This window comes from Moritella yayanosii, assembly GCF_900465055.1.
GTDB lineage: Bacteria > Pseudomonadota > Gammaproteobacteria > Enterobacterales > Moritellaceae > Moritella > Moritella yayanosii.
Window position 1 is genome coordinate 1,673,967 of record NZ_LS483250.1, and the last position, 19,874, is coordinate 1,693,840.

Annotated in this window: 15 protein-coding genes and 1 tRNA gene; 10 read left to right on the forward strand and 6 right to left on the reverse strand. The window is 41.2% G+C overall.

Annotated elements, in window-relative coordinates; translation table 11 throughout:
* Window positions 1–18 precede the first annotated feature (18 nt).
* From MORIYA_RS07660 to MORIYA_RS07675, 4 genes are all read right to left on the reverse strand, one after another.
* Window positions 19–1,287, reverse strand: coding sequence for a DUF3570 domain-containing protein (locus MORIYA_RS07660; protein WP_174216907.1), 1,269 nt, complete (start codon window positions 1,285–1,287; stop codon window positions 19–21).
* Entirely contained in the window at window positions 1,278–1,490 is a 213-nt protein-coding gene (locus MORIYA_RS07665; protein WP_112714083.1) for a DUF4266 domain-containing protein, read from the reverse strand. The genes MORIYA_RS07660 and MORIYA_RS07665 overlap by 10 nt, the downstream gene beginning before the upstream one ends.
* Before the next feature lie 75 nt (window positions 1,491–1,565).
* Entirely contained in the window at window positions 1,566–2,108 is a 543-nt protein-coding gene (locus MORIYA_RS07670; RefSeq protein WP_112714085.1) for a TlpA family protein disulfide reductase, read from the reverse strand.
* A 218-nt stretch (window positions 2,109–2,326) separates the two neighbouring features.
* Window positions 2,327–2,417, reverse strand: a tRNA-Ser gene (locus tag MORIYA_RS07675).
* 306 nt (window positions 2,418–2,723) lie between these two features.
* On the opposite strand from MORIYA_RS07675, the gene nrdD reads away from it, so the two are divergent.
* The 4 genes from nrdD (at window position 2,724) to MORIYA_RS07695 (ending at window position 8,868) form a co-directional block, all read left to right on the forward strand.
* A complete protein-coding gene (gene nrdD, locus MORIYA_RS07680) occupies window positions 2,724–4,859 on the forward strand; it encodes an anaerobic ribonucleoside-triphosphate reductase (RefSeq protein ID WP_112714087.1) in 2,136 nt (711 codons plus the stop codon).
* A gap of 96 nt (window positions 4,860–4,955) precedes the next feature.
* Complete coding sequence (nrdG, locus tag MORIYA_RS07685; protein ID WP_112714089.1) at window positions 4,956–5,474, forward strand: anaerobic ribonucleoside-triphosphate reductase-activating protein; 519 nt, start codon at window positions 4,956–4,958, stop codon at window positions 5,472–5,474.
* A gap of 808 nt (window positions 5,475–6,282) precedes the next feature.
* Window positions 6,283–8,280 carry an SDR family oxidoreductase gene (locus MORIYA_RS07690; RefSeq protein ID WP_112714091.1) on the forward strand — a complete coding sequence of 666 codons (1,998 nt, stop codon included), beginning with the start codon at window positions 6,283–6,285 and terminating at the stop codon, window positions 8,278–8,280.
* Window positions 8,281–8,409: 129 nt separating this feature from the next.
* A complete protein-coding gene (locus tag MORIYA_RS07695; RefSeq protein ID WP_112714093.1) occupies window positions 8,410–8,868 on the forward strand; it encodes a GspH/FimT family pseudopilin in 459 nt (152 codons plus the stop codon).
* A gap of 96 nt (window positions 8,869–8,964) precedes the next feature.
* Here MORIYA_RS07695 and fadJ read toward each other — a convergent pair whose 3' ends face one another.
* Together fadJ and fadI are read right to left on the reverse strand one after the other, a co-directional pair.
* Window positions 8,965–11,097, reverse strand: coding sequence for a fatty acid oxidation complex subunit alpha FadJ (gene fadJ / locus MORIYA_RS07700; protein WP_112714095.1), 2,133 nt, complete (start codon window positions 11,095–11,097; stop codon window positions 8,965–8,967).
* Window positions 11,097–12,407 (reverse strand): acetyl-CoA C-acyltransferase FadI, encoded by a 1,311-nt coding sequence (fadI, locus tag MORIYA_RS07705; protein WP_112714097.1) that lies wholly within the window; start codon window positions 12,405–12,407, stop codon window positions 11,097–11,099. The genes fadJ and fadI overlap by 1 nt, the downstream gene beginning before the upstream one ends.
* A gap of 347 nt (window positions 12,408–12,754) precedes the next feature.
* Between fadI and MORIYA_RS07710 the strand changes: the two genes are divergently transcribed.
* Genes MORIYA_RS07710 through MORIYA_RS07735 form a run of 6 tightly spaced genes read left to right on the forward strand, consistent with a single transcriptional unit; the run spans window position 12,755 to window position 19,817 of the window.
* A complete protein-coding gene (locus MORIYA_RS07710) occupies window positions 12,755–13,708 on the forward strand; it encodes an AAA family ATPase (RefSeq protein ID WP_112714099.1) in 954 nt (317 codons plus the stop codon).
* Window positions 13,709–13,724: 16 nt separating this feature from the next.
* The gene (locus MORIYA_RS07715; protein WP_112714101.1) at window positions 13,725–14,681 is read left to right on the forward strand and encodes a DUF58 domain-containing protein; all 957 of its coding nucleotides are present in this window, start codon (window positions 13,725–13,727) and stop codon (window positions 14,679–14,681) included.
* Between the two features lie 5 nt (window positions 14,682–14,686).
* Window positions 14,687–15,220, forward strand: a complete 534-nt coding sequence (locus tag MORIYA_RS07720) for a DUF4381 domain-containing protein (RefSeq protein WP_112714103.1) — start codon at window positions 14,687–14,689, stop codon at window positions 15,218–15,220.
* Window positions 15,213–16,217, forward strand: a complete 1,005-nt coding sequence (locus tag MORIYA_RS07725; RefSeq protein ID WP_112714105.1) for a vWA domain-containing protein — start codon at window positions 15,213–15,215, stop codon at window positions 16,215–16,217. The genes MORIYA_RS07720 and MORIYA_RS07725 overlap by 8 nt, the downstream gene beginning before the upstream one ends.
* Complete coding sequence (locus MORIYA_RS07730) at window positions 16,210–18,108, forward strand: vWA domain-containing protein (RefSeq protein WP_112714107.1); 1,899 nt, start codon at window positions 16,210–16,212, stop codon at window positions 18,106–18,108. Before MORIYA_RS07725 ends, MORIYA_RS07730 begins: the two co-directional genes overlap by 8 nt.
* Window positions 18,102–19,817, forward strand: coding sequence for a BatD family protein (locus MORIYA_RS07735; protein ID WP_112714109.1), 1,716 nt, complete (start codon window positions 18,102–18,104; stop codon window positions 19,815–19,817). Before MORIYA_RS07730 ends, MORIYA_RS07735 begins: the two co-directional genes overlap by 7 nt.
* The last annotated feature ends 57 nt before the right edge of the window (window positions 19,818–19,874 follow it).

Below are 19,874 nucleotides of genomic sequence, written 5' to 3' on the forward strand. Positions count from 1 at the left end.
ACACGATTAAAAACGAGATTAGAAACGATAGAAGCTCTGCAACATAACGGCACTTTTATCAGGATACAGATCAACCCCTGCCATCCCAGCACCTTTTGCCAACGAATCGTCACCCGTCACCTGAGTAAGATAATATTCAAGCCGCACACTGAACTCATTACCCGCAATCGGTAAACCGTATTTCAAGCCAATAGTATAAGTGTGTAATTCACCCAAGCGATAATCTGCGGTCATGTATTCCGGTATTGGCTGGTTTTCATCAAGATAGACTCGATAGAAGTCAGCCGCTTGCTGGCTATAATAACGGAGATGCGGTTCAATGAAATGCTGATTTGAAAGTTGTACTCGCCATTTACTATCAATGGTATGTGACGTTATGCCCCAGTCATCCCAAAAATAGCGATAGCTAACATCCAGCACTTGACCCGATGGCTGTATATTGTATTTAGTACGCCAAAATAGGCTTTGTTTGGTGCGCTGGTCAGGTCGATTCTCATACACATAATCATTCGCCCAACCATTACTGTCAACCACCGATAAGATTTTAAAGGGGTCTGTTTGATAACCACTGACATCACTAATCGAATAATTTAATTGCATCAGTGTTTGACGATCAATGACTTGTGTAACACCTAAGAGGAGATCAAGGGTTTGCTTAGTATCAGAATCCGTTAAACGGTTGTTGGCATCATCAACCGAAACACCTGGATCTGGGATACCGCCTTCTGGTTCAATAGTATCGTAGGCATAAGCAAAGCCGACAGATGCCGTGGTATTACGATTATTAAAATCACGCGCCAGCGCACTGTTGATCGATAAAGAAAGGTAATCATATTCTTTAGACACGTTTGCGCCACCAGAATATAACCAAAAACGGCTTAACTGCTGTTGGTATTGAGTGCTGAGTGCAACGCGGGTATCGTGGAAAGTATCATCAAGTGGCGTTTCACCAGCAGCGGTAGTGTAAGTACCATTGCCTGATGGTCGGGTAAATGTCTGCGCCCTATTTTGAGGCACTGCACCATTGGGTGAAGCACCGGTCAGTACATCGATAACACCTTTAACATTAATACTGCGCTCGTCATCGATTTGCTTAGTGAGAGAAAGTGCACCTTCATAGACTTGTACTTGATTATCACTCTCAGCATAAATCAACAGACCAACATCAACATCCCAGCTATCGAGGTCTGGCGGCTGAGCTGTCGCAGGTGCTGCAAGTGCACATGTCGCTGCCGCAAGTGTCATTGAAATGTTAGTAAAGGTCTTACTTTTTCTTTTTAGTTGCATCCGCAACCTCCCCCAGCAAAACTACCGCCGCCGCTAGAGCCTTCTTTACTGAAATAAGTGTGGTCCTCAAAACCCATTTCCATCGGGTTTTCCACAAGCTGCATTTCAGGTTTCGCCAGCAAGTCACGTTCCCAAGGTTTTACCCCGAGTGACGTACACGCGGTCAGGCTTAGGATGCTGACTAATAATAAAATCCGTCTCATAAAGCGCCTCCACCACTAATTAATTAACTAACGTCATCAAAATTAACTCAATCAGGTATAACTCTCAAGTAACAGCTAGTCCTGAGGTAATAACGACAAGATCTCGGCTTCGTATGTATCTAACTCTGCTAATCTAAAACCGACATGCTTATAAACAATCTCGCCCTTCTTATTAAGTATAAATGAATTAGGCAATCCCATGATTTCATATTGCTCAGCGACAATACCTTGTGGGTCAAACGCAATGGTCAATTTATTCGGGTAACGCTGTAAGAATTTAGTCGCTAAAATAGACTCTTGATCCATATTAATGGCAATAATTTCAAATCCTTGTTCGCCATATTTCGCTACCATCTTATCCATCCACGGAAATGAACGAATACAGGGTGTACACCAAGATGCCCAAAAATCCACTAACACCACCTTGCCACGATAGTCAGCAAGATTCACTCGCGTATTATCAACACCTGGTAAGTTAAATGTTGGCGCTTGGCTCACTTTATTTTCAATAACACTCACAGTGCTTTCGGCAAACGTGACGGTAGATAAAAGCAAACTGATAATCACAGAGATAGTGATTAGAAAAGGACGCATACGATTAAGAATAAATGAGTTCATAAGCTAATTTCTCAACAAAAATGAAGAATACCGATCATATATACCCAAGCGATTTCAAGATGCACAATCAATGCTAACACTATGAGTATAAACGTGCGGGTATAATAATAAAGTTAACAGAGGATTAGTGAAAAAAATATAGAATATGTGAAAAGTAGACATAAAAAAACGCTACGCGACTATTTATCTAGTAATCGATTAGCGTGTTCTTGAATGGATGGCGGAGGAGGAGAGATTTGAACTCTCGAGGAGCTATTAACCCCTGCTGGTTTTCAAGACCAGTGCATTCGGCCACTCTGCCACCCCTCCGCAGCAATGGAGCGAATATTAGTGTAACCGATTAAACTTGTAAAGCTTTATTATCCGATAATATATCGCTGTGTATTTTACGTTTGAATATCGTTCAAAAACCAACTTGCAAGTAAAATTCATCCCTTTTTTGACAAAAAACACAGTTAAAATAATTCCTTATTCAGCCGTAACGAACCTTGATCGAAATCAATACTTCAAAAGTAAACTTAACGCCTAATACACTACATATTGTGTTCTATATTCAAAGTTCATCTATATATAGTATCACCGTGTAATATTATTGTTAATTTTAAGGAGTGTTTCGTGGATTTATTTGTCATCAAGCGTGATGGTTGTCGTGTGCCATTTAACATAAAATGCATACAGGACGCCATATTCGCCGCTGCTAAATCAGTACAGCAAGAAAGTAGCAGTTATGCAGTAGAAGTGGCGAACAAGGTTCATCAAATACTCATTCAACAAGATATATCCATCGAACATGCGATTGAGATCCATACCATCCAAAACACGGTTGAAGATGTATTGATGCAAGCAAGTAATAAGCTTGTTGCCCGTGCTTATATCGAATATCGCCATCAACGTGATATTGCCCGTGAAACGCAAAGTATTCTTACTCATGAGATCAAAGGGCTTATTGAACAGAGTAATGAATCACTGCTCAACGAAAATGCCAATAAAGACAGTAAAGTGATCCCTACCCAACGCGATTTACTGGCTGGTATTGTAGCGAAGCATTATGCCAAGCAGCACATCTTGCCACGCGACATTGTCCATGCGCATGAAGCGGGTGACATTCATTATCATGATCTTGATTATGCGCCCTTCTTCCCGATGTTTAACTGTATGCTGATCGATCTTGATGGCATGTTAACCCTTGGCTTTAAAATGGGTAACGCTGAAATTGAAACACCAAAATCCATCACTACAGCAACGGCTGTGACTGCACAGATCATTGCCCAAGTAGCCAGTCATATTTATGGTGGCACAACGATTAACCGTATTGATGAGATCTTAGCGCCTTATGTCACCGCAAGCTTTAAGAAAAACACCTTATTAGCAGAAGAATGGGACATACCGAATAAAGAAGGATTTGCTCGCTCACGTACCGAAAAAGAATGTTTCGATGCATTCCAATCGTTAGAGTATGAAGTAAATACCTTGCACACGGCTAATGGCCAAACCCCTTTTGTTACCTTTGGTTTTGGCCTAGGAACAAGTTGGGAAGCACGTTTAATTCAACAGGCTATTCTCAAAAACCGTATTGCAGGCTTAGGGAAAAATCATAAAACCGCGGTGTTCCCAAAACTGGTGTTTGCAATCAAAGATGGCTTAAACTATAAATCAACCGATGCAAATTACGATATCAAACAGCTGGCGCTTGAGTGCGCAAGCAAACGCATGTATCCGGATATCTTAAATTATGACCAAGTGGTTAAAATCACCGGCTCATTTAAAACACCTATGGGTTGCCGCAGTTTCTTAAACACCTACGAAGAGCAAGGTGAACTAGTGCATGAAGGCCGCAATAACCTAGGTGTCGTTAGTCTTAATTTACCGCGAATCGCGATTCAAGCAAAAGGCGATGAATCGCGTTTCTATCAATTACTCGATGAGCGTTTGATTCTGTGTAAACGTGCGTTAGAAACGCGTATTTCACGCCTTAAAGGTGTAAAAGCACGTGTCGCACCAATTTTGTACATGGAAGGTGCCTGTGGTGTTCGCTTGCAAGCAGATGATGACGTATTAGATATTTTCAAACATGGTCGCGCATCTATTTCTTTAGGCTACATTGGCTTACACGAAGCAATCAATGCACTATTTGGTAATCAAACCCATCCTTACGACAGCAAAGAATTACAGCAAAAAGCCATTGCCATACTTACTCACATGAAAGCGATAACGGAGCAGTGGAGCATAGAAACCGATTATGCATTTAGTTTGTATGCAACACCCAGTGAAAATCTGTGTAGTCGATTTGCTAAATTGGATAAAATAGCCTTTGGTGATATCGCTGATGTCACCGATAAAGGCTATTACACCAATAGTTTCCATTTGGATGTTGAGAAGCAAGTTAATCCATACGACAAAATTGATTTTGAAATGCCCTACCCTGCGATTAGTAGCGGTGGTTTTATTTGCTACGGCGAATTCCCGAATATGCAACACAACATTGAAGCATTAGAAGACGTTTGGGATTACAGTTATTCGCGTGTTCCTTATTACGGTACCAATACACCGATTGATGAATGTTATGAGTGTAGTTACACAGGCGAGTTTGAGTGTACGAGTAAAGGCTTCACTTGTCCTAAGTGCGGTAATCACGATGCCGCGAAAGTCTCAGTCACCCGTCGAGTCTGTGGTTATTTAGGCAGCCCAGATGCGCGCCCTTTCAATGAAGGCAAGCAAGAAGAAGTAAAACGCCGCGTTAAACACTTATAAACGTTTATACTATTTATAAATAATCACAACTGATCCGACCTCAGTTTAATTAACTAGCTAGCCAATATTTGATTGGCTAGCATTTAAGAAGTGAAAATGCACTATTCTCAATATTTCGATCTTGATGTCATCAATGGCCCGGGTACTCGTGTAACCCTGTTTGTCAGTGGCTGCGAGCATCAATGCAAGGGCTGTTATAACCAATCGACCTGGTCTCCACGCAATGGTTCACACTTTAATCAAACGATAGAAGACAAGATAATTAATGATTTAAACGATCCCCGAATACGTCGTCGTGGGCTAAGTTTAAGCGGAGGCGACCCTCTCTATCCAAAAAATTTAGATTGCATCTTAAAACTAGTAAAAAGAGTTAAAAACGAGTGTATTGGAAAGAGTATTTGGTTATGGACAGGCTACACAATAGAGCAATTAACCCCACAACAAAAAGCCGTCGTTCAATACATAGATTATTTGGTTGATGGTAAGTTTGAACAACAGCTGGTTGACCCAGCATTAAAATTTCGAGGCAGTAGCAATCAACGTATTCTTGCCATTACAAAAAATGATGAGTTTGATGGATTTAAATATGCTATATCAAAAATCAATGCTGATTAAACATAATTTGATGAATGCGATCACCTGATGATAGCGCTATCATAGGCATGATCATAAATAAAAAATTATAAATTGTAAAAAGGCCAAATTCAGAATTTAATACTTTAGGAATACTAATTTATTATGGAATAAATAGCCTAATCTTAAAGTCCTACTCGCACTATTACTTCATTAAATATATATGTTTAAGGACTAAAATACCGTCCGTATTCAGGTCATTTAAAAATAAAGTTATTTGACTTAAATCACATAAAATTCATCATTTATACCATGCATAAACAGTTGCGTTTTATCATATTTAACACAAAAGTATGAGACTTTATTATAAACATCCGCCTACCAAATAAGCACGAAAAAATTTAGTTATTTAAACAACTGATAATTATGGGTTTTAATTTAATCTATTTGAGTAAAACTTAACACCTCCCCCACCAAAAACTGTTATCAATAATATTTAGAATTAACTACCAAAATTACGCATTACTTTGGACTGCACGCTTCAACACTTGTTAATTTAATGTAACTAAGCAACTCTAACCTTGTAAACACTCAACGTAATTATGATTCACAAAAGTGACGAATTTACACTAAACGTTAATTATTTGTTAACAGGATTAACCCGCAAATAAAACTAACAACACGTCACATAAGTCTGACAAGCTGTTGCAAAACTTGCCGTTTACCAGTTACGTTAACGGCACATCATTGACATTTTTTTTGATATCAATGATATTACTACTACATAAGTGATATACGATCATTTAAAAATTTAACAATAAGCATACATAGTTTAGTTGAGGATAATGGAATGAAATACTTAGTTACCGGTGGTACAGGGTTTATTGGTCGATTCTTAATTGAACGTCTAGTCGAGAGAGAAGATGCGCAAGTTTATGTATTAACTCGCCAAGGCTCAGAACATAAATTCAATGCACTGAAGGATCGTGTGCATAAGAGCGTTAAGAACCGCATCAAAATGGTTAAAGGTGATATCACTAAAGCCAATTTAGGCATTGACGAACAGTGGTTATCTGAACACACAAATCAAATCGACCATGTCCATCATCTCGCTGCCATTTATGATATGAAAGCAGATGCTGAATCTCAAGAAACAGCAAATGTTGTCGGCACTCGTAATGCAGTTCAAACTGCCATAAAGCTAAAAGCGAAAAACTTCCACCATGTCAGTTCTATCGCTGCAGCGGGTCTGTTTGAGGGTACTTTCTACGAAGATATGTTCGAAGAAGCTGAAAATATGGATAACGCATATCTTCGTACCAAACATGTTTCTGAAAAAGTAGTCCGTGATGAATGCTCTATTCCTTTCCGCATTTATCGTCCAGGTATGGTTGTTGGTCATTCTAAAACCGGTGAAATCGATAAAGTAGATGGTCCATACTATTTCTTCAAACTATTGAAAAAAATCCGTGAGACAATTCCAACATGGATGCCAATGATTGGTGTTGAAGGCCGTCGTCTGAATATTGTCCCTGTCGACTATGTTGCAGATGCCATTGACTACATTAGTCACAAAGAAGAAGTGCACAGTAACTGCTTCCACCTTGTTGATCCAAAACCATTTAAAGTGGGTGAAGTACTTAATATCTTCGCAACAGCGGGTAACGCGCCAAGAACGGCATTCCGAATTGATTCTCGAATCGTTAATTTTTTACCGGCTTCAGTTCGTCAAGCAATCACCCATTTACCAGCAGTGAAACAGCTTACTGAAGGGGTATTAAATGACCTTGGTATTCCAAAAGACGTATTGAATTTCCTTAACTACCCAACGAGCTTCGATGACCGTGAAACAGCACGTGCGCTAGAAGGTTCTAATATCAAAGTGCCTCGCTTAGACGAATACGCACCTGCGGTATGGGATTATTGGGAACGTAACCTAAATGATGACCTAATCAATGACATGACTCTGAAAGGTAATGTGAGTGGTAAAACAATTATCATTACAGGTGCAACTTCGGGTATTGGTGAAGCAACGGCATTAAAACTCGCACCAACAGGCGCTAAATTAATCCTTGTAGCACGTGATGTCACAAAACTAGAAGCAACACAGGCACAACTCCAAGAACTTGGTGGCGATGCACATATCTATTCATGTGACATTTCCAACATGGAATCATGCGACGAGTTAGTTAAGAATGTACTTGAAGAACATGACTTTGTGGATATATTAATCAATAATGCGGGTCGTTCAATCCGTCGTTCAATTGATTTATCGTTTGACCGTTTCCACGATTACGAAAGAACAATGCAGTTAAACTACTTTGGCTCAATTCGTTTAATCATGGGCTTCACACCAAGTATGTTAGAACGTAAAAAAGGGCATGTTATTAACATTTCATCCATTGGTGTACTAACAAACTCACCACGTTTCTCTGCATACGTTGCGTCTAAAGCAGCACTAGATGCATTTACGCGTTGTGCCGCATCCGAGTTTTCTGACCGTAACGTAAACATGACGACAATTAACATGCCGTTAGTACGTACGCCAATGATTGGTCCGACAAAAGTATATGACAATGTGCCCACTCTAGCGCCATCAGAAGCCGCAGACTTAATTGTACAAGCGATTATCCGTAAGCCTAAGCGTATCGCAACCAAAATTGGCATCATGTCTGAAGTACTTTACTCACTGTTTCCTAAAATAAGTGAAATAATCATGAACACCGGTTACCGTATGTTTAATGATTCTGCCGCTGCGAAGGGCAAAGAAGAAGATAAAGATGCGCCAACACAAGCAAGTACCGAACAGATTGCATTTGCAGCTATCATGCGCGGTGTGCATTGGTAATCTAAGCGGTCATAAATAGACCCTAATAAGATAATGTTAAGGGACCACTCTATATACTAAAAAGTGGTCCCTTTTTTGATCGTTCTTATCATGTTAATCTATTGTTTTCTTTAACAAGGATGTATAAGAATGAAAAAATCATTAGGGTTCACACTCATCGAATTAATGATCACTATCGCGATCGTCGCCATACTCATTGGTATCGGGGTGCCCAGTTACCAAAACACCGTACAACAAAGCCGCATAGACGATGCGACCACATTGATTAATAGTGCGCTTAGCTATGCCAAAAACACCGCAATGGCGCATAACCGCACTTTGTATATGACCGTTTCGAATAACACCCTAATTTTAGCGACGGGCACGACTGCTGCAGCTGAAATCATCAATAAAACAACCATAGATACTGACAGTAATTCGAACTTATCATTTACTGATCCAGGCGTACCGATAATAATCTTCCGGGCTAATGGTACTATCGCTACAGGTAACACGATTCGTTACACTCCCGGTGATACAGGTATTGATATGGTAGTAGGAATTAACGGTAGTACGACAATTACATATGTGGGAAATACAGGTCATTAATTTTATTGTTTAAATAGCGCAATTCAAAACAAAAAAGCGACGTTAGATTTGCATCTAACGCCGCTTTTAAATTGTATAAGCTAATGCATCACGCGATTAGTTATAGAATTTTTTACCTTCTTTCGCCATTGCTTTAAGCGATTCACACGGCGCAAAACGCTCACCGTATTTCTCTTGGTGACGTTCTAGCTTGTCAACAAGTTCAGCAATACCGATTGAATCCATGTAATGGAATGGACCACCTAAGAACGGCGGGAAACCAATACCGAAGATGGCACCGATGTCACCATCACGCGCACTACGTAGAATACCTTCATCAAGACAACGCGCCGCTTCGTTCAGCATTAATAATACCGCACGCTCTGCAATTGCTTTAGGCGCCATTTTTGCTTCAGGTTTTAGGTTAAGTAACTTGTAGATTGATTCATCCACTTGCTTCTTACCTTTCTTGGCTTTCTTACCGTAGAGGTAGAAACCTTTCTCGTTCTTACGACCTTTACGATCATCCGCCAGTAGCTTATCGAACACTGCAGGTGCTTCAAAACGGCTACCTAGCTCTTTCGTTAAGATTGGACCGATCTTAGCACCAACATCGATACCAACTTCATCAAGAAGTGTGACAGGACCCACAGGGAAACCAAAATCAACCAGGGCTTTATCAACCACATCAATTGGTTCTTGCTCTAGTACCAAACGTGCAGCTTCATTCATGTAAGGCGCAAGAATACGGTTTACATAGAAACCCGCACCATCTTTCACGACGATTGGTGTTTTGCCTTGTTTACGGGCAAATTCAACCGTTGTTGAGATCGTTTGATCCGATGTGCCTGGGTGTACAATCACTTCAGCAAGGGGCATTTTGTCCACTGGGCTGAAGTAATGCAGACCAATTACATTTTCAGGACGCTTCGCTTCAGAAGCAATCTGAGTAATAGGTAAAGAAGACGTGTTTGATGCGAAAATAGTATTTTCGTTACAGTTAGCTTCAATATCAGCCACCATTTGGTGCTTCAATTTAAGGTCTTCAAATACCGCTTCAATAACAATGTCAGCATTTTTCACACCTGTGTACTCAGTCGTACCAGTGATCATAGCAAGTTGACTTTGCATTTCAGATTTAGACATAAAGCGACGTTTAACTTTCTTGTTTAGAATGTCATACGTGTATTTTTGTGCGTTAAGCAGGCCTTGTGGGGCTATATCTTTAATACGCACAGGTACTTTCGCTTTCGTTGCAGTAACGTTAGCGATACCGCCACCCATTAAACCACCACCAAGCACGACTGCTTTTTTCACTTTCTTCGGCTTAACGCCTTTAACGCCATCTTCTTTCTTCATCGCTGTTGTAGCAAAGAAAATACCACGCAGTGCAGCAGATTCAGACGTCATTGCAAGTTCTGAAAAACGTTTTGCTTCAAGTTTTAAACCGGCTTCAAACCCTTTTTCTTGGCCAAGTTTAACCACTTCTAGAATTGCCTCAGGTGCTGGGTAGTTACCGCGAGTTTTAGAAAGCGTTTGCTTTTTAGCTTGGTCAAACATGATGTTACGACCAAGTTTATTTGTTTCTAATAGCTTACCAACCAGATCTAATTTCAGTTTACGCTGGATCTTACCTTTTTTCGCTAGCTTAACAGCCACTTCAAGTAATACCGTTTCAGGCACAACATCATCAACAAGGCCCATTTTAAGTGCTTGTTTACCACGTATTTGTTTACCTGTTAGCATCAAATCAAGTGATTTAGCCACACCAATAAGACGAGGTAAACGTTGTGTACCACCACTACCAGGTAACAAACCTAGCATCACTTCTGGTACACCTAATACTGTTTTAGTGCTTTCTGTACAGACTCGGATATGGCAAGCAAGCGCAAGTTCTAAACCACCGCCCAAACAAGGACCGTGAATAGCAGCAACAACAGGGATATTTAATGCTTCCAGTTCACCCATAACACGGTGACCTTCAAGTGATAACTTCTCTGCATCAGCAGCCGTTTCACACGCATCAATCATAGTGATGTCAGCACCAGCCACAAAGCTGTCTTTCTTGCCACTGATAATAACCAAGCCTTGCAAATCGGCATTGGCTTTAATATCTTTTATTAATGCTGAGATTTCATCCGCGAACTCTGCACGTAAAGTGTTCATCGTTTCGCCGGGGACGTCCATTGTTAGAACGCCAATGTTATCTTCACGGATCTCAAGTGAAAATGTTTTTTCTTGTTGACTCATTACGCACTCTCCACAATCATTGCTACACCTAGACCACCAGCAGCACACGCTGTTGATAATGCTAGACCACCACCACGACGTTTCAATTCACGTAATGTTTGCGTAATCATACGTGCGCCAGTTGCTGCAAATGGGTGACCATATGCAAGTGAACCACCAAGTACATTGAATTTACTGTCATCAATATTACCGATACGTTCGCCACGACCCAGTTTCTGCTGGGCAAAGATATCTGATTCAATACATTGTAGGTTTGCTAATGTTTGTGCAGCAAATGCTTCATGCATATCAAATAATGTTAAATCATTGAAGGTAATACCAGCACGGTCTAACGCGATAGGCACTGCGTATGAAGGACCAATAAGGCCGTCAACATCAGCAGGAACCGCTGAGTATGCATGACTACGGATATAACCCAGAATTTCTAAGCCAAGTTCTTTTGCACGACTTTCGCTCATCAATAATACTGCACCAGCACCATCAGTGAGTGGCGTACTTGTTGCAGCAGTTACAGTACCGTGTTTACGGTCAAATGCAGGACGCAGTTTCGCGTAATCTTCAAGGGTTGAATTTTTACGAATGTTGTTATCTTCAGCAATAAATAACTTCATTGGCTCTGGATAAGCCGTCATTACTTCATCTTTTAACTTACCTTCTGCCCATGCTTTAGCGGCAAGAGTGTGAGAACGATGAGCAAGTTCATCCTGCGCTTGACGCGAGATGTTATAAGACTTAGCCATTTGTTCTGCCGTCTGTCCCATCGTTATACCAGTACTGTATTCTGAAACAGCGGGTGCGACAGGCAGTAAATCTTTTAAGCTTAGCTGACGGGCAATTTTTAATTTATCGCTAGTCGTTTTTGCTTTGCTTAAGTTAACTAACTGATGAGCAAGTTTTTTAGATACACCAATTGGCACAACTGAAGATGAATCCGCACCACCAGCAATACCACAATCAATCGTTCCGGCCATAATAGACTCGGTAACATTTGAAATAGCTTGGAAGCTTGTCGCACATGCACGCGATACACTGTATGCATCGGTGCCGATGTCCATGCCAGTGCCTAATACGATTTCACGCGCAATGTTTGGCGCTTCAGGCATTTGAACAACTTGTCCAAATACAACTTGCTGAATAATCTTAGGATCAATGTCGTTACGAGCAAGCATCTCATTAACAACCATTTTGCCTAAATCTAATGCTGGAACCCCATGAAACGCTGTTGCTTGTTTAGCAAACGGGGTACGTAATCCAGTGACCACCGCGATACGATCGCCGTTGCGGGTGGTTAGGCTTTGTGCTTTAGCCATCACTTATCCTCATTCCGTTAAGTAAAAGAGGTCAGACCTCATAAAATTAAGTCAATATTAACCTTTTGGTCTCAATATTCAAACATTAGTTTGAAAATTGAGTCTTTCATCATAGATATATGATCCAAAAGAAATATTGGGTGAAAAATAATATTAAATAGTAGTCATATCTACCTAGACAATTTTTATAGTTAGGATATTACTGACCACTCACTCTATTAGGTAGTCATTTCCAGTAAAGTATTGTAAATCGCTTTAAAAACTCTCTATAAAATAAGTTTGAACTTTTACAATGAACTTATTGTCGGTAAACTAGTGTTTATATTAACTTTATACGATAGATAATTATGCCAAAATCAAATTTCAATCAATTAAGAGGCTATCTTAACAGCCAAATTCTTGGGCAAGAAAAACTTGTCGACAATTTATTAATCGCGCTACTCGCAGATGGTCATATCTTAGTAGAAGGTCCACCCGGATTGGCCAAAACACGAGCAGTCAAAGCGTTGGCCAATAGCTTAGAAGCCAACTTCCATCGTATTCAATTCACACCCGATTTACTGCCCGCCGATTTAACCGGTACTGATATCTATCGCGCCGAAACCGGCACCTTTGAATTTCAACCCGGTCCTCTGTTCCACAATATTGTACTTGCAGACGAGATTAATCGTGCACCTGCTAAGGTACAGTCTGCGCTATTAGAAGCTATGGCCGAACAGCAGATAACCGTTGGCAACAAAACCATGTTATTACCAAAGCTGTTTATGGTAATGGCGACACAGAACCCAATTGAGCAAGAAGGTACGTATCCATTACCGGAAGCGCAGCTAGATCGCTTCATGTTACACCTGGAAATTGATTACCCAGATAAAGACACTGAATTACAAATTTTACGGTTAACAACACAAGAAGCACAACAAAGCGCAAGCGCACCGATTGCTAAAATCAGTCAGCAAACGATCATGCAAGCGCGCGAACAAGTACTTAACATCCACCTTGCCCCTGCTCTCGAGCATTATCTTGTCGATTTAATTATGGCTACACGAAACCCTGCGACCTTAGATCCGCAACTCGCTAGTTGGATCACTTTTGGCGCAAGTCCACGTGCGACTATTTCGCTTGCCCGTTGTGTACGCGCTCGCGCTTGGTTACACGGTCGTGACCATGTACTACCCGAAGATATTCAAACCTGCCTTTACCCTATTCTACGTCACCGCTTATTACTGAGCTTTGAAGCAGAAGCTGACGGTATCACCGCAAACCAAATTATTGACCGCATTTTGTCATTAATTGCATTTTAGTAAACTGAGTTAGTCTATGTCTGCAATCGAAGTGACTATAAAAGAGTTACAGCAATACAGCTACCAAACCAAACGTGTTTTAGCGAGCAAAACGTTAGCAAGAGCACGGCTGGCCGGTGGTCACCTTTCGCCAATCAAAGGCCGAGGGATGGAATTTAGCGAATGTCGTCAATATCAACCTGGTGATGACATCCGGAGTATTGATTGGCGCATTACTGCACGTACGGGTAAAACTTACAGCAAGTTATTTAGTGAAGAAAAAGAACGGCCAGTGTATGTATTACTGGATCTGTCATCAAGCATGTATTTTGGCAGTCAATATCGGCTAAAGTCAGTACAAGCCTGTCACTTAACGGCCTTACTGGCGTGGGCAACAAAACATAAAAGTGATCGTGTCGGCGGCATTATCATTGGTGCATTCGGGCATAAAGAATTAAAACCCCAGCGCCAACAACGCGGTATTATGCAATTACTCAGTGAAACCGTCACCTTACATAATGCGCAACTGACCATGTCTCAAGCCGAGCGTATTAATGCGGCTGATGCAACGCATGTAAATACAGAAAATACAGTTCCAAAAGAGTCCCTTGCCAGCGCCCTCACCCGTTTGCGTATACTGTGTAAAACTGGCAGCCACATTATGATCATCAGTGACTTTCTTAATCTTGATGATAAAGCGCAAAAGCAACTCGCGTTATTAAAACGCCATAATGAAATTGAAGCTTGGCAGATTTACGATCCTTTAGAACTCTCGCTACCGAACATATCAGGCAATGTACGCCTCGCGGTATCAAATGGTCAACAACAAGGGTTTATTAGTCCGAGTAACGCTGACAGTCGTCAAAAATATCAACAACATGCCAATGTTAAACAGCAAGCATTAAGACAAATAATGAACCGATTCGGTATTCGTCATCATAGGATCAGCAGTGGCGAATCATTATTAAGTCAAATTAAAGGTAAAGGTAAATAAAACGCATGGATCCGTTAGCACAATTAAAAGATATTCATTTACCAGCACCCGTTTCGGCCTGGCCACTATCACTGTACTGGTGGCTGGTTATCATCATCATCGTATTGATCGTCGGATTGGCTATTTATGGTATATTGCATTACCTAAAAAAAACCCAATTAACCCGCCTAGCCTTAGCTGAATTAACACAGTTACAGCAACAAGGCTGTGAGGTAAACGATTTACACCACCTGCTTAAACGTATCGTTTTAGCCAGTTTTCCACGTCAAACAGCGGCATCTTTACATGGTGAAACATGGTTAAAATTCCTCGATCAACAAGCCAGTGCTAAAAAACGAGTCTTCAATGCGTTCTCAAATAATACCGCAGCATGGACGTTGGACTTATACAGTGCTAAACCAAACATGCTCGCCGATTCCGCGCACTTTAAGACTTGCCAAGACTGGATCAAGAAAACTCCGCTTATGCCTGTAGATTGCAATGTAAAGAACAGACTGAAGAACAAAGTTGAAAAAAGTGTGGAGAACAGTAATGTTTGAATTTAATTGGCCATGGCTGTTAGCCTTATTACCTTTACCGCTGCTTATTCGCTTTTTTAGCAGTGCGGGCCAAGCACAAACACCATTAGTGCTTCCTAACTTACCTTATATTGAAACAGCAACAGGCACCGCAAGTATAACATCCCGCGCAATCTGGCCATTAACACTCATGTGGTTATGCCTAGTCATAGCGGCTGCACGCCCGATGTGGATCGGTGAACCACAATCCATTCCCCAACAAGGTCGTGAAATGATGCTCGCGGTGGATCTATCTGGCTCGATGCAGATTGAAGATATGCAAATAAATAACCGTATGGTCGATCGACTTTCGCTGGTGAAAACGGTTGTTGCTGATTTTATTCAACAACGTAAAGGCGATCGTGTCGGGCTTATCTTTTTCGCTGATAACGCTTATTTACAAGCGCCGCTCACCTTCGATTTGAAAACCGTCAGTGGCTACATGGAGCAAGCTGTACTTGGACTCGTTGGCGAACAAACCGCGATTGGCGAAGGTATCGGCTTAGCGTTAAAACGTTTTGATGCCGCTGACAACCCACAAAAAGTATTGATATTACTCACCGATGGTCAAAATAATGCGGGCGAAGTAACACCCCTTGACGCCGCAAAGTTTGCTAAACAACAAGGCGTTAAAATTTATACTATCGGCGTCGGTGCAGATGCTTATTATAAACGCACGTTATTCGGTAATCAGAAAGTGGACCCATCACGAGATCTGGATGAAGCGACCTTAAAGACAATCGCAGCCCAAACTGGTGGCCAATACTTCCGGGCGCGTGACGCCAGTAGCTTGGCAGCTATCTATGCCGAACTCGATAAACTTGAGCCTGTCGAGCAAGATCAACAACAATTTAGACCACAAACGGATCTATTCCATTGGCCACTGGCAATCGCATTATTATTGTCTATTTTCGCCTGTTATCTACGTCAAGGGCTTTCTTTAGGTCAATTATTTACGTCAGGGAAACGCCATGACTGATTTTATATTATTACGACCATTATGGTTACTGGCATTATTACCACTCATCGCCCTTGCCTGGTATTTTCGTAAAGATGCTCAAGCCAAAGGCTGGCATATGGTGCTTTCACCTGAAATCGCTCAATTCTTATTAGCCCAGCATCAACCAACCACAAAATATAAGCATTTCTTTATGCCTTTAGCCGGTATTTGGGTACTCACCACAATGGCATTATCAGGCCCTAGTTTTAGTTATACAGAGCGTCCAGTTGCCAGTATTTCGCAAGCAAAAGTTATGGTATTAGATATGTCGCTATCGATGCGGGCAACCGATCTTAAACCCAACCGTTTAACACATTTACGCTTTAAAAGCATAGATATTCTCAGCGCAATTAAGGAAGGTGAAATAGGCTTGGTCGCTTATGCAGGTGATGCATTTATTATCTCGCCATTAACCACAGATACAAGCACTTTATTAAACTTGTTACCAAACCTGTCGCCAGAAATCATGCCAGTGAAAGGATCAAATCCAACGGCAGGTATTCGTCAAGCCATCGTACTATTAACCAACGCAGGTTATCAGCAAGGACAAATACTGCTGGTGACCGATGGCATTAACCCAGCTCAAGCAGACAACATCAACACGTTATTAGCTGGCACAGAATACAGCTTATCGATTTTGGGATTCGGCACCGCACAAGGTGCGCCGATTAAAATGCTTAATGGTCAATTACTTAAAGACAACCAAGGCACAATCGTCGTGCCTCAGCTGGATGCCCGTTTATTGAAAGACACGGCACAAGCGAATTCAGGAAAAGTTCAAGTGATAAGCCACGGTAGCCAACAGCTAACAGACTTGTTTAATCATCCGTTAAGCTTCCAGAATAACCAAAAGACGGAGTTAACCACACAGCAACGTAATGATGACGGTATTTGGCTACTGCCTTTGATTGCGTTATTAGCGGCATTTAGTTTTCGCAAACAACTGTTTTTCAGCTTTTTATTGGTGTTTTTACTGCAACCAGAATCAAGCTATGCGGCGGATACTTCGATTTGGAATAACAGTAACGAAAACGGATCATTGCTGTTTCAACAGGCAGAATATCAACAAGCAGCGGATACCTTCTCTAACGCCAGTTGGCAAGCGAGTTCGTTGTATAAAGCAGGTGAATACCAACAGGCTATCGATCTGTGGGCCAATGAACCAAGTAGTAACTCCTCGTATAACCAAGGGAATGCTTTAATGCAGCTTGGTTATATTGATGAAGCGACAAAAGCCTACGAACAAGCATTAAAATTGGATCCTGAAAATAACGATGCGAAAGGTAACCTTAAACTGGCTAAGAAAATGAAGCAGCAACAGAAACAACAGCAAGGTGACAAAGGCGAAGACAGTCAAAACCAACAAGACAGTCAAAACCAACAAGACAGTCAAAACCAGCAAGACAGTCAAAGCCAACAAGACAGTCAGAACCAGCAAGACAGTCAGAACCAGCAAGACAGTCAAAGCCAACAAGACAGTCAAAGCCAGCAAGACAGTCAAAGCCAACAAGACAGTCAAAGCCAGCAAGACAGTCAGAGCCAACAAGACAGTCAAAGCCAGCAAGACAGTCAAAGCCAGCAAGACAGTCAAAGCCAGCAAGACAGTCAAAGCCAGCAAGACAGTCAAGATAACGCGGGTGTCGCTGGACAACAAGATCAAGCCGATGAAAAACCTGAAGATGGCAGTGATCAAGAAGTATCAGCAGCGCAACAAACGCCATTAGAAAAAGAACAACAAAAGCGCTTACAAAAATGGCTGCGGAATATCCCTGATGATCCCTCTTTATTATTAAGAAATAAAATGTATATAGAAAGTCAGCAACGTAATGCTGAATCAAATCAGCAAAATAGTTCGGAGCAAATATGGTAAAGGCAGTACAGACACATCGCCGTGGTTATAAATTCTCACTAATGGCGAATATTTTCATCCTTGCAGGCTTACTATGTACGCTCAGTTCTCAGGCAAATGCAGCGCTAAAGATAACAGCATCCGTGAATCAAAACCCCGTAGTGCAAGGGAGCAGTTTTATCCTTGAAATTCGCGCCAATGAGGGTATTAGCGCCAGTGACTGGGATAGCTCAGCACTGCTGGCTAATTTTGTCGTAGGCAGAACATCGAGCAATAGTCAAAGCCGTTATTTCAATGGCAAGACAACACATATAACAACCCTGACAACCGTATTAATGGCTCGAAATATAGGTGCTTATACCATTCCCGCCTTTACGATTGACGGTGCGACAACACAACCGATTAAAGTAAATGTCATCTCATCGACAACAGCCAATAGCCGCGGTCTAAATGACCGTAACATTGAATTGAAAGTAAATGTATCGACTGAAACTATCTATGTTGGTCAGCAGTTTATCTATACAACCACCTTGTATATTGCCCAAAACACTAAGATGCAATCTGGCAATCTTACCGAACCGACAGTGACAGACGGAGTAGTAAAACAAATTGGTAAAGATGAAAACGCCAGTCAAATAATTAACGGTAGACGCTTTGAAACAATCACACGTCAATATGCCATCACCATTAATACAGCAGGAGAAACCACCATTTCACCGACTCGGTTTGAAGGCCAGGTAAGTACCGCAAAACGCGGTTATCGTTTTGGGTCTGTTACGCCAGTGATCATCCAAGCTGACACTTTACACCTAAACATTCAAACACAACCCACAGATTACCAAGGCGAATGGTTAGTCAGTGACTTTGTGCAACTCGTTGAAGAGTTCCAACCATTACAAAACAGCTATCAACAAGGTGAGTCAATAACACGCACTATCACACTAACCGTTGCGAACGTAGATAAATCAGCGCTACCCGATTTAGCCATCAGCTGGCCTAAAACAGCCAAAATATATCCAGATAAACCACAATTCACCAACTTTTCACAACAAGGAACGCACTTCTCGCAACAAGTATTAAGTTTTGCCATCATTCCCAATAAAATCGGGAAATTAACATTACCAGCGTTATCCATTCCTTGGTTTAATAACAAAACCCAACAACAAGAATGGGCAACACTACCGGCTAAAACAGTGACTATCGTAGCAAGTGAAAACAGTGTTCCAGTTGAAAATAATATTAACAAACCGAATAGTGAAACAAACTCAACGTCATCGATAGCAACAACTGAATCTTCAATATGGCGTTGGTTAACTTTTATTTTTGCTGGGTTGTGGTTATTAACCTGTGTAACTTGGTTTGTCTTACGCAGAGGCAATCAACAAATCTATAACCAGAAAGTAGCTAATACGGCTACACCTGACAATATCTGGCCACAGTTAGAAACTGCACTTAAAAATAATGATGCTAAGCAAAGTAGTCGACTATTACACGTTTGGTTAAAACTGCAATGGCCGGAAATCAAAGATCCGCACCTAGCCTCATTACCGATGAGTCAAGAATGTCTGCAAACTTGCCAACAACTATTGAGCTGTACTTACGGTAAAAATACCGACGTTACGAATTGGCAAGGGCAGGCATTATTAGCGCAATTAATCACATTGAGAAACTCAAAGCCAATAATAACAACATCGCAACAACTAAGTATTAAAACTCAACTTAATCCATAATATTACACCGATTAAATGCGAAATTGACGTAATTCACATGATGTAAGTTTCGTTTTA

Bases quoted from the DNA above. Each gene is read 5' to 3' on its own strand.
- MORIYA_RS07660 (WP_174216907.1), bottom strand. From the start codon at position 1,287: ATGCAACTAAAAAGAAAAAGTAAGACCTTTACTAACATTTCAATGACA.
- MORIYA_RS07715 (WP_112714101.1), top strand. From the start codon at position 13,725: ATGTCTGCAATCGAAGTGACTATAAAAGAGTTACAGCAATACAGCTAC.
- MORIYA_RS07730 (WP_112714107.1), top strand. From the start codon at position 16,210: ATGACTGATTTTATATTATTACGACCATTATGGTTACTGGCATTATTA.
- MORIYA_RS07695 (WP_112714093.1), top strand. From the start codon at position 8,410: ATGAAAAAATCATTAGGGTTCACACTCATCGAATTAATGATCACTATC.
- MORIYA_RS07725 (WP_112714105.1), top strand. From the start codon at position 15,213: ATGTTTGAATTTAATTGGCCATGGCTGTTAGCCTTATTACCTTTACCG.
- MORIYA_RS07665 (WP_112714083.1), bottom strand. From the start codon at position 1,490: ATGAGACGGATTTTATTATTAGTCAGCATCCTAAGCCTGACCGCGTGT.
- MORIYA_RS07690 (WP_112714091.1), top strand. From the start codon at position 6,283: ATGAAATACTTAGTTACCGGTGGTACAGGGTTTATTGGTCGATTCTTA.
- MORIYA_RS07670 (WP_112714085.1), bottom strand. From the start codon at position 2,108: ATGAACTCATTTATTCTTAATCGTATGCGTCCTTTTCTAATCACTATC.
- nrdG (WP_112714089.1), top strand. From the start codon at position 4,956: ATGCACTATTCTCAATATTTCGATCTTGATGTCATCAATGGCCCGGGT.
- fadI (WP_112714097.1), bottom strand. From the start codon at position 12,407: ATGGCTAAAGCACAAAGCCTAACCACCCGCAACGGCGATCGTATCGCG.
- fadJ (WP_112714095.1), bottom strand. From the start codon at position 11,097: ATGAGTCAACAAGAAAAAACATTTTCACTTGAGATCCGTGAAGATAAC.
- MORIYA_RS07710 (WP_112714099.1), top strand. From the start codon at position 12,755: ATGCCAAAATCAAATTTCAATCAATTAAGAGGCTATCTTAACAGCCAA.
- MORIYA_RS07735 (WP_112714109.1), top strand. From the start codon at position 18,102: ATGGTAAAGGCAGTACAGACACATCGCCGTGGTTATAAATTCTCACTA.
- MORIYA_RS07720 (WP_112714103.1), top strand. From the start codon at position 14,687: ATGGATCCGTTAGCACAATTAAAAGATATTCATTTACCAGCACCCGTT.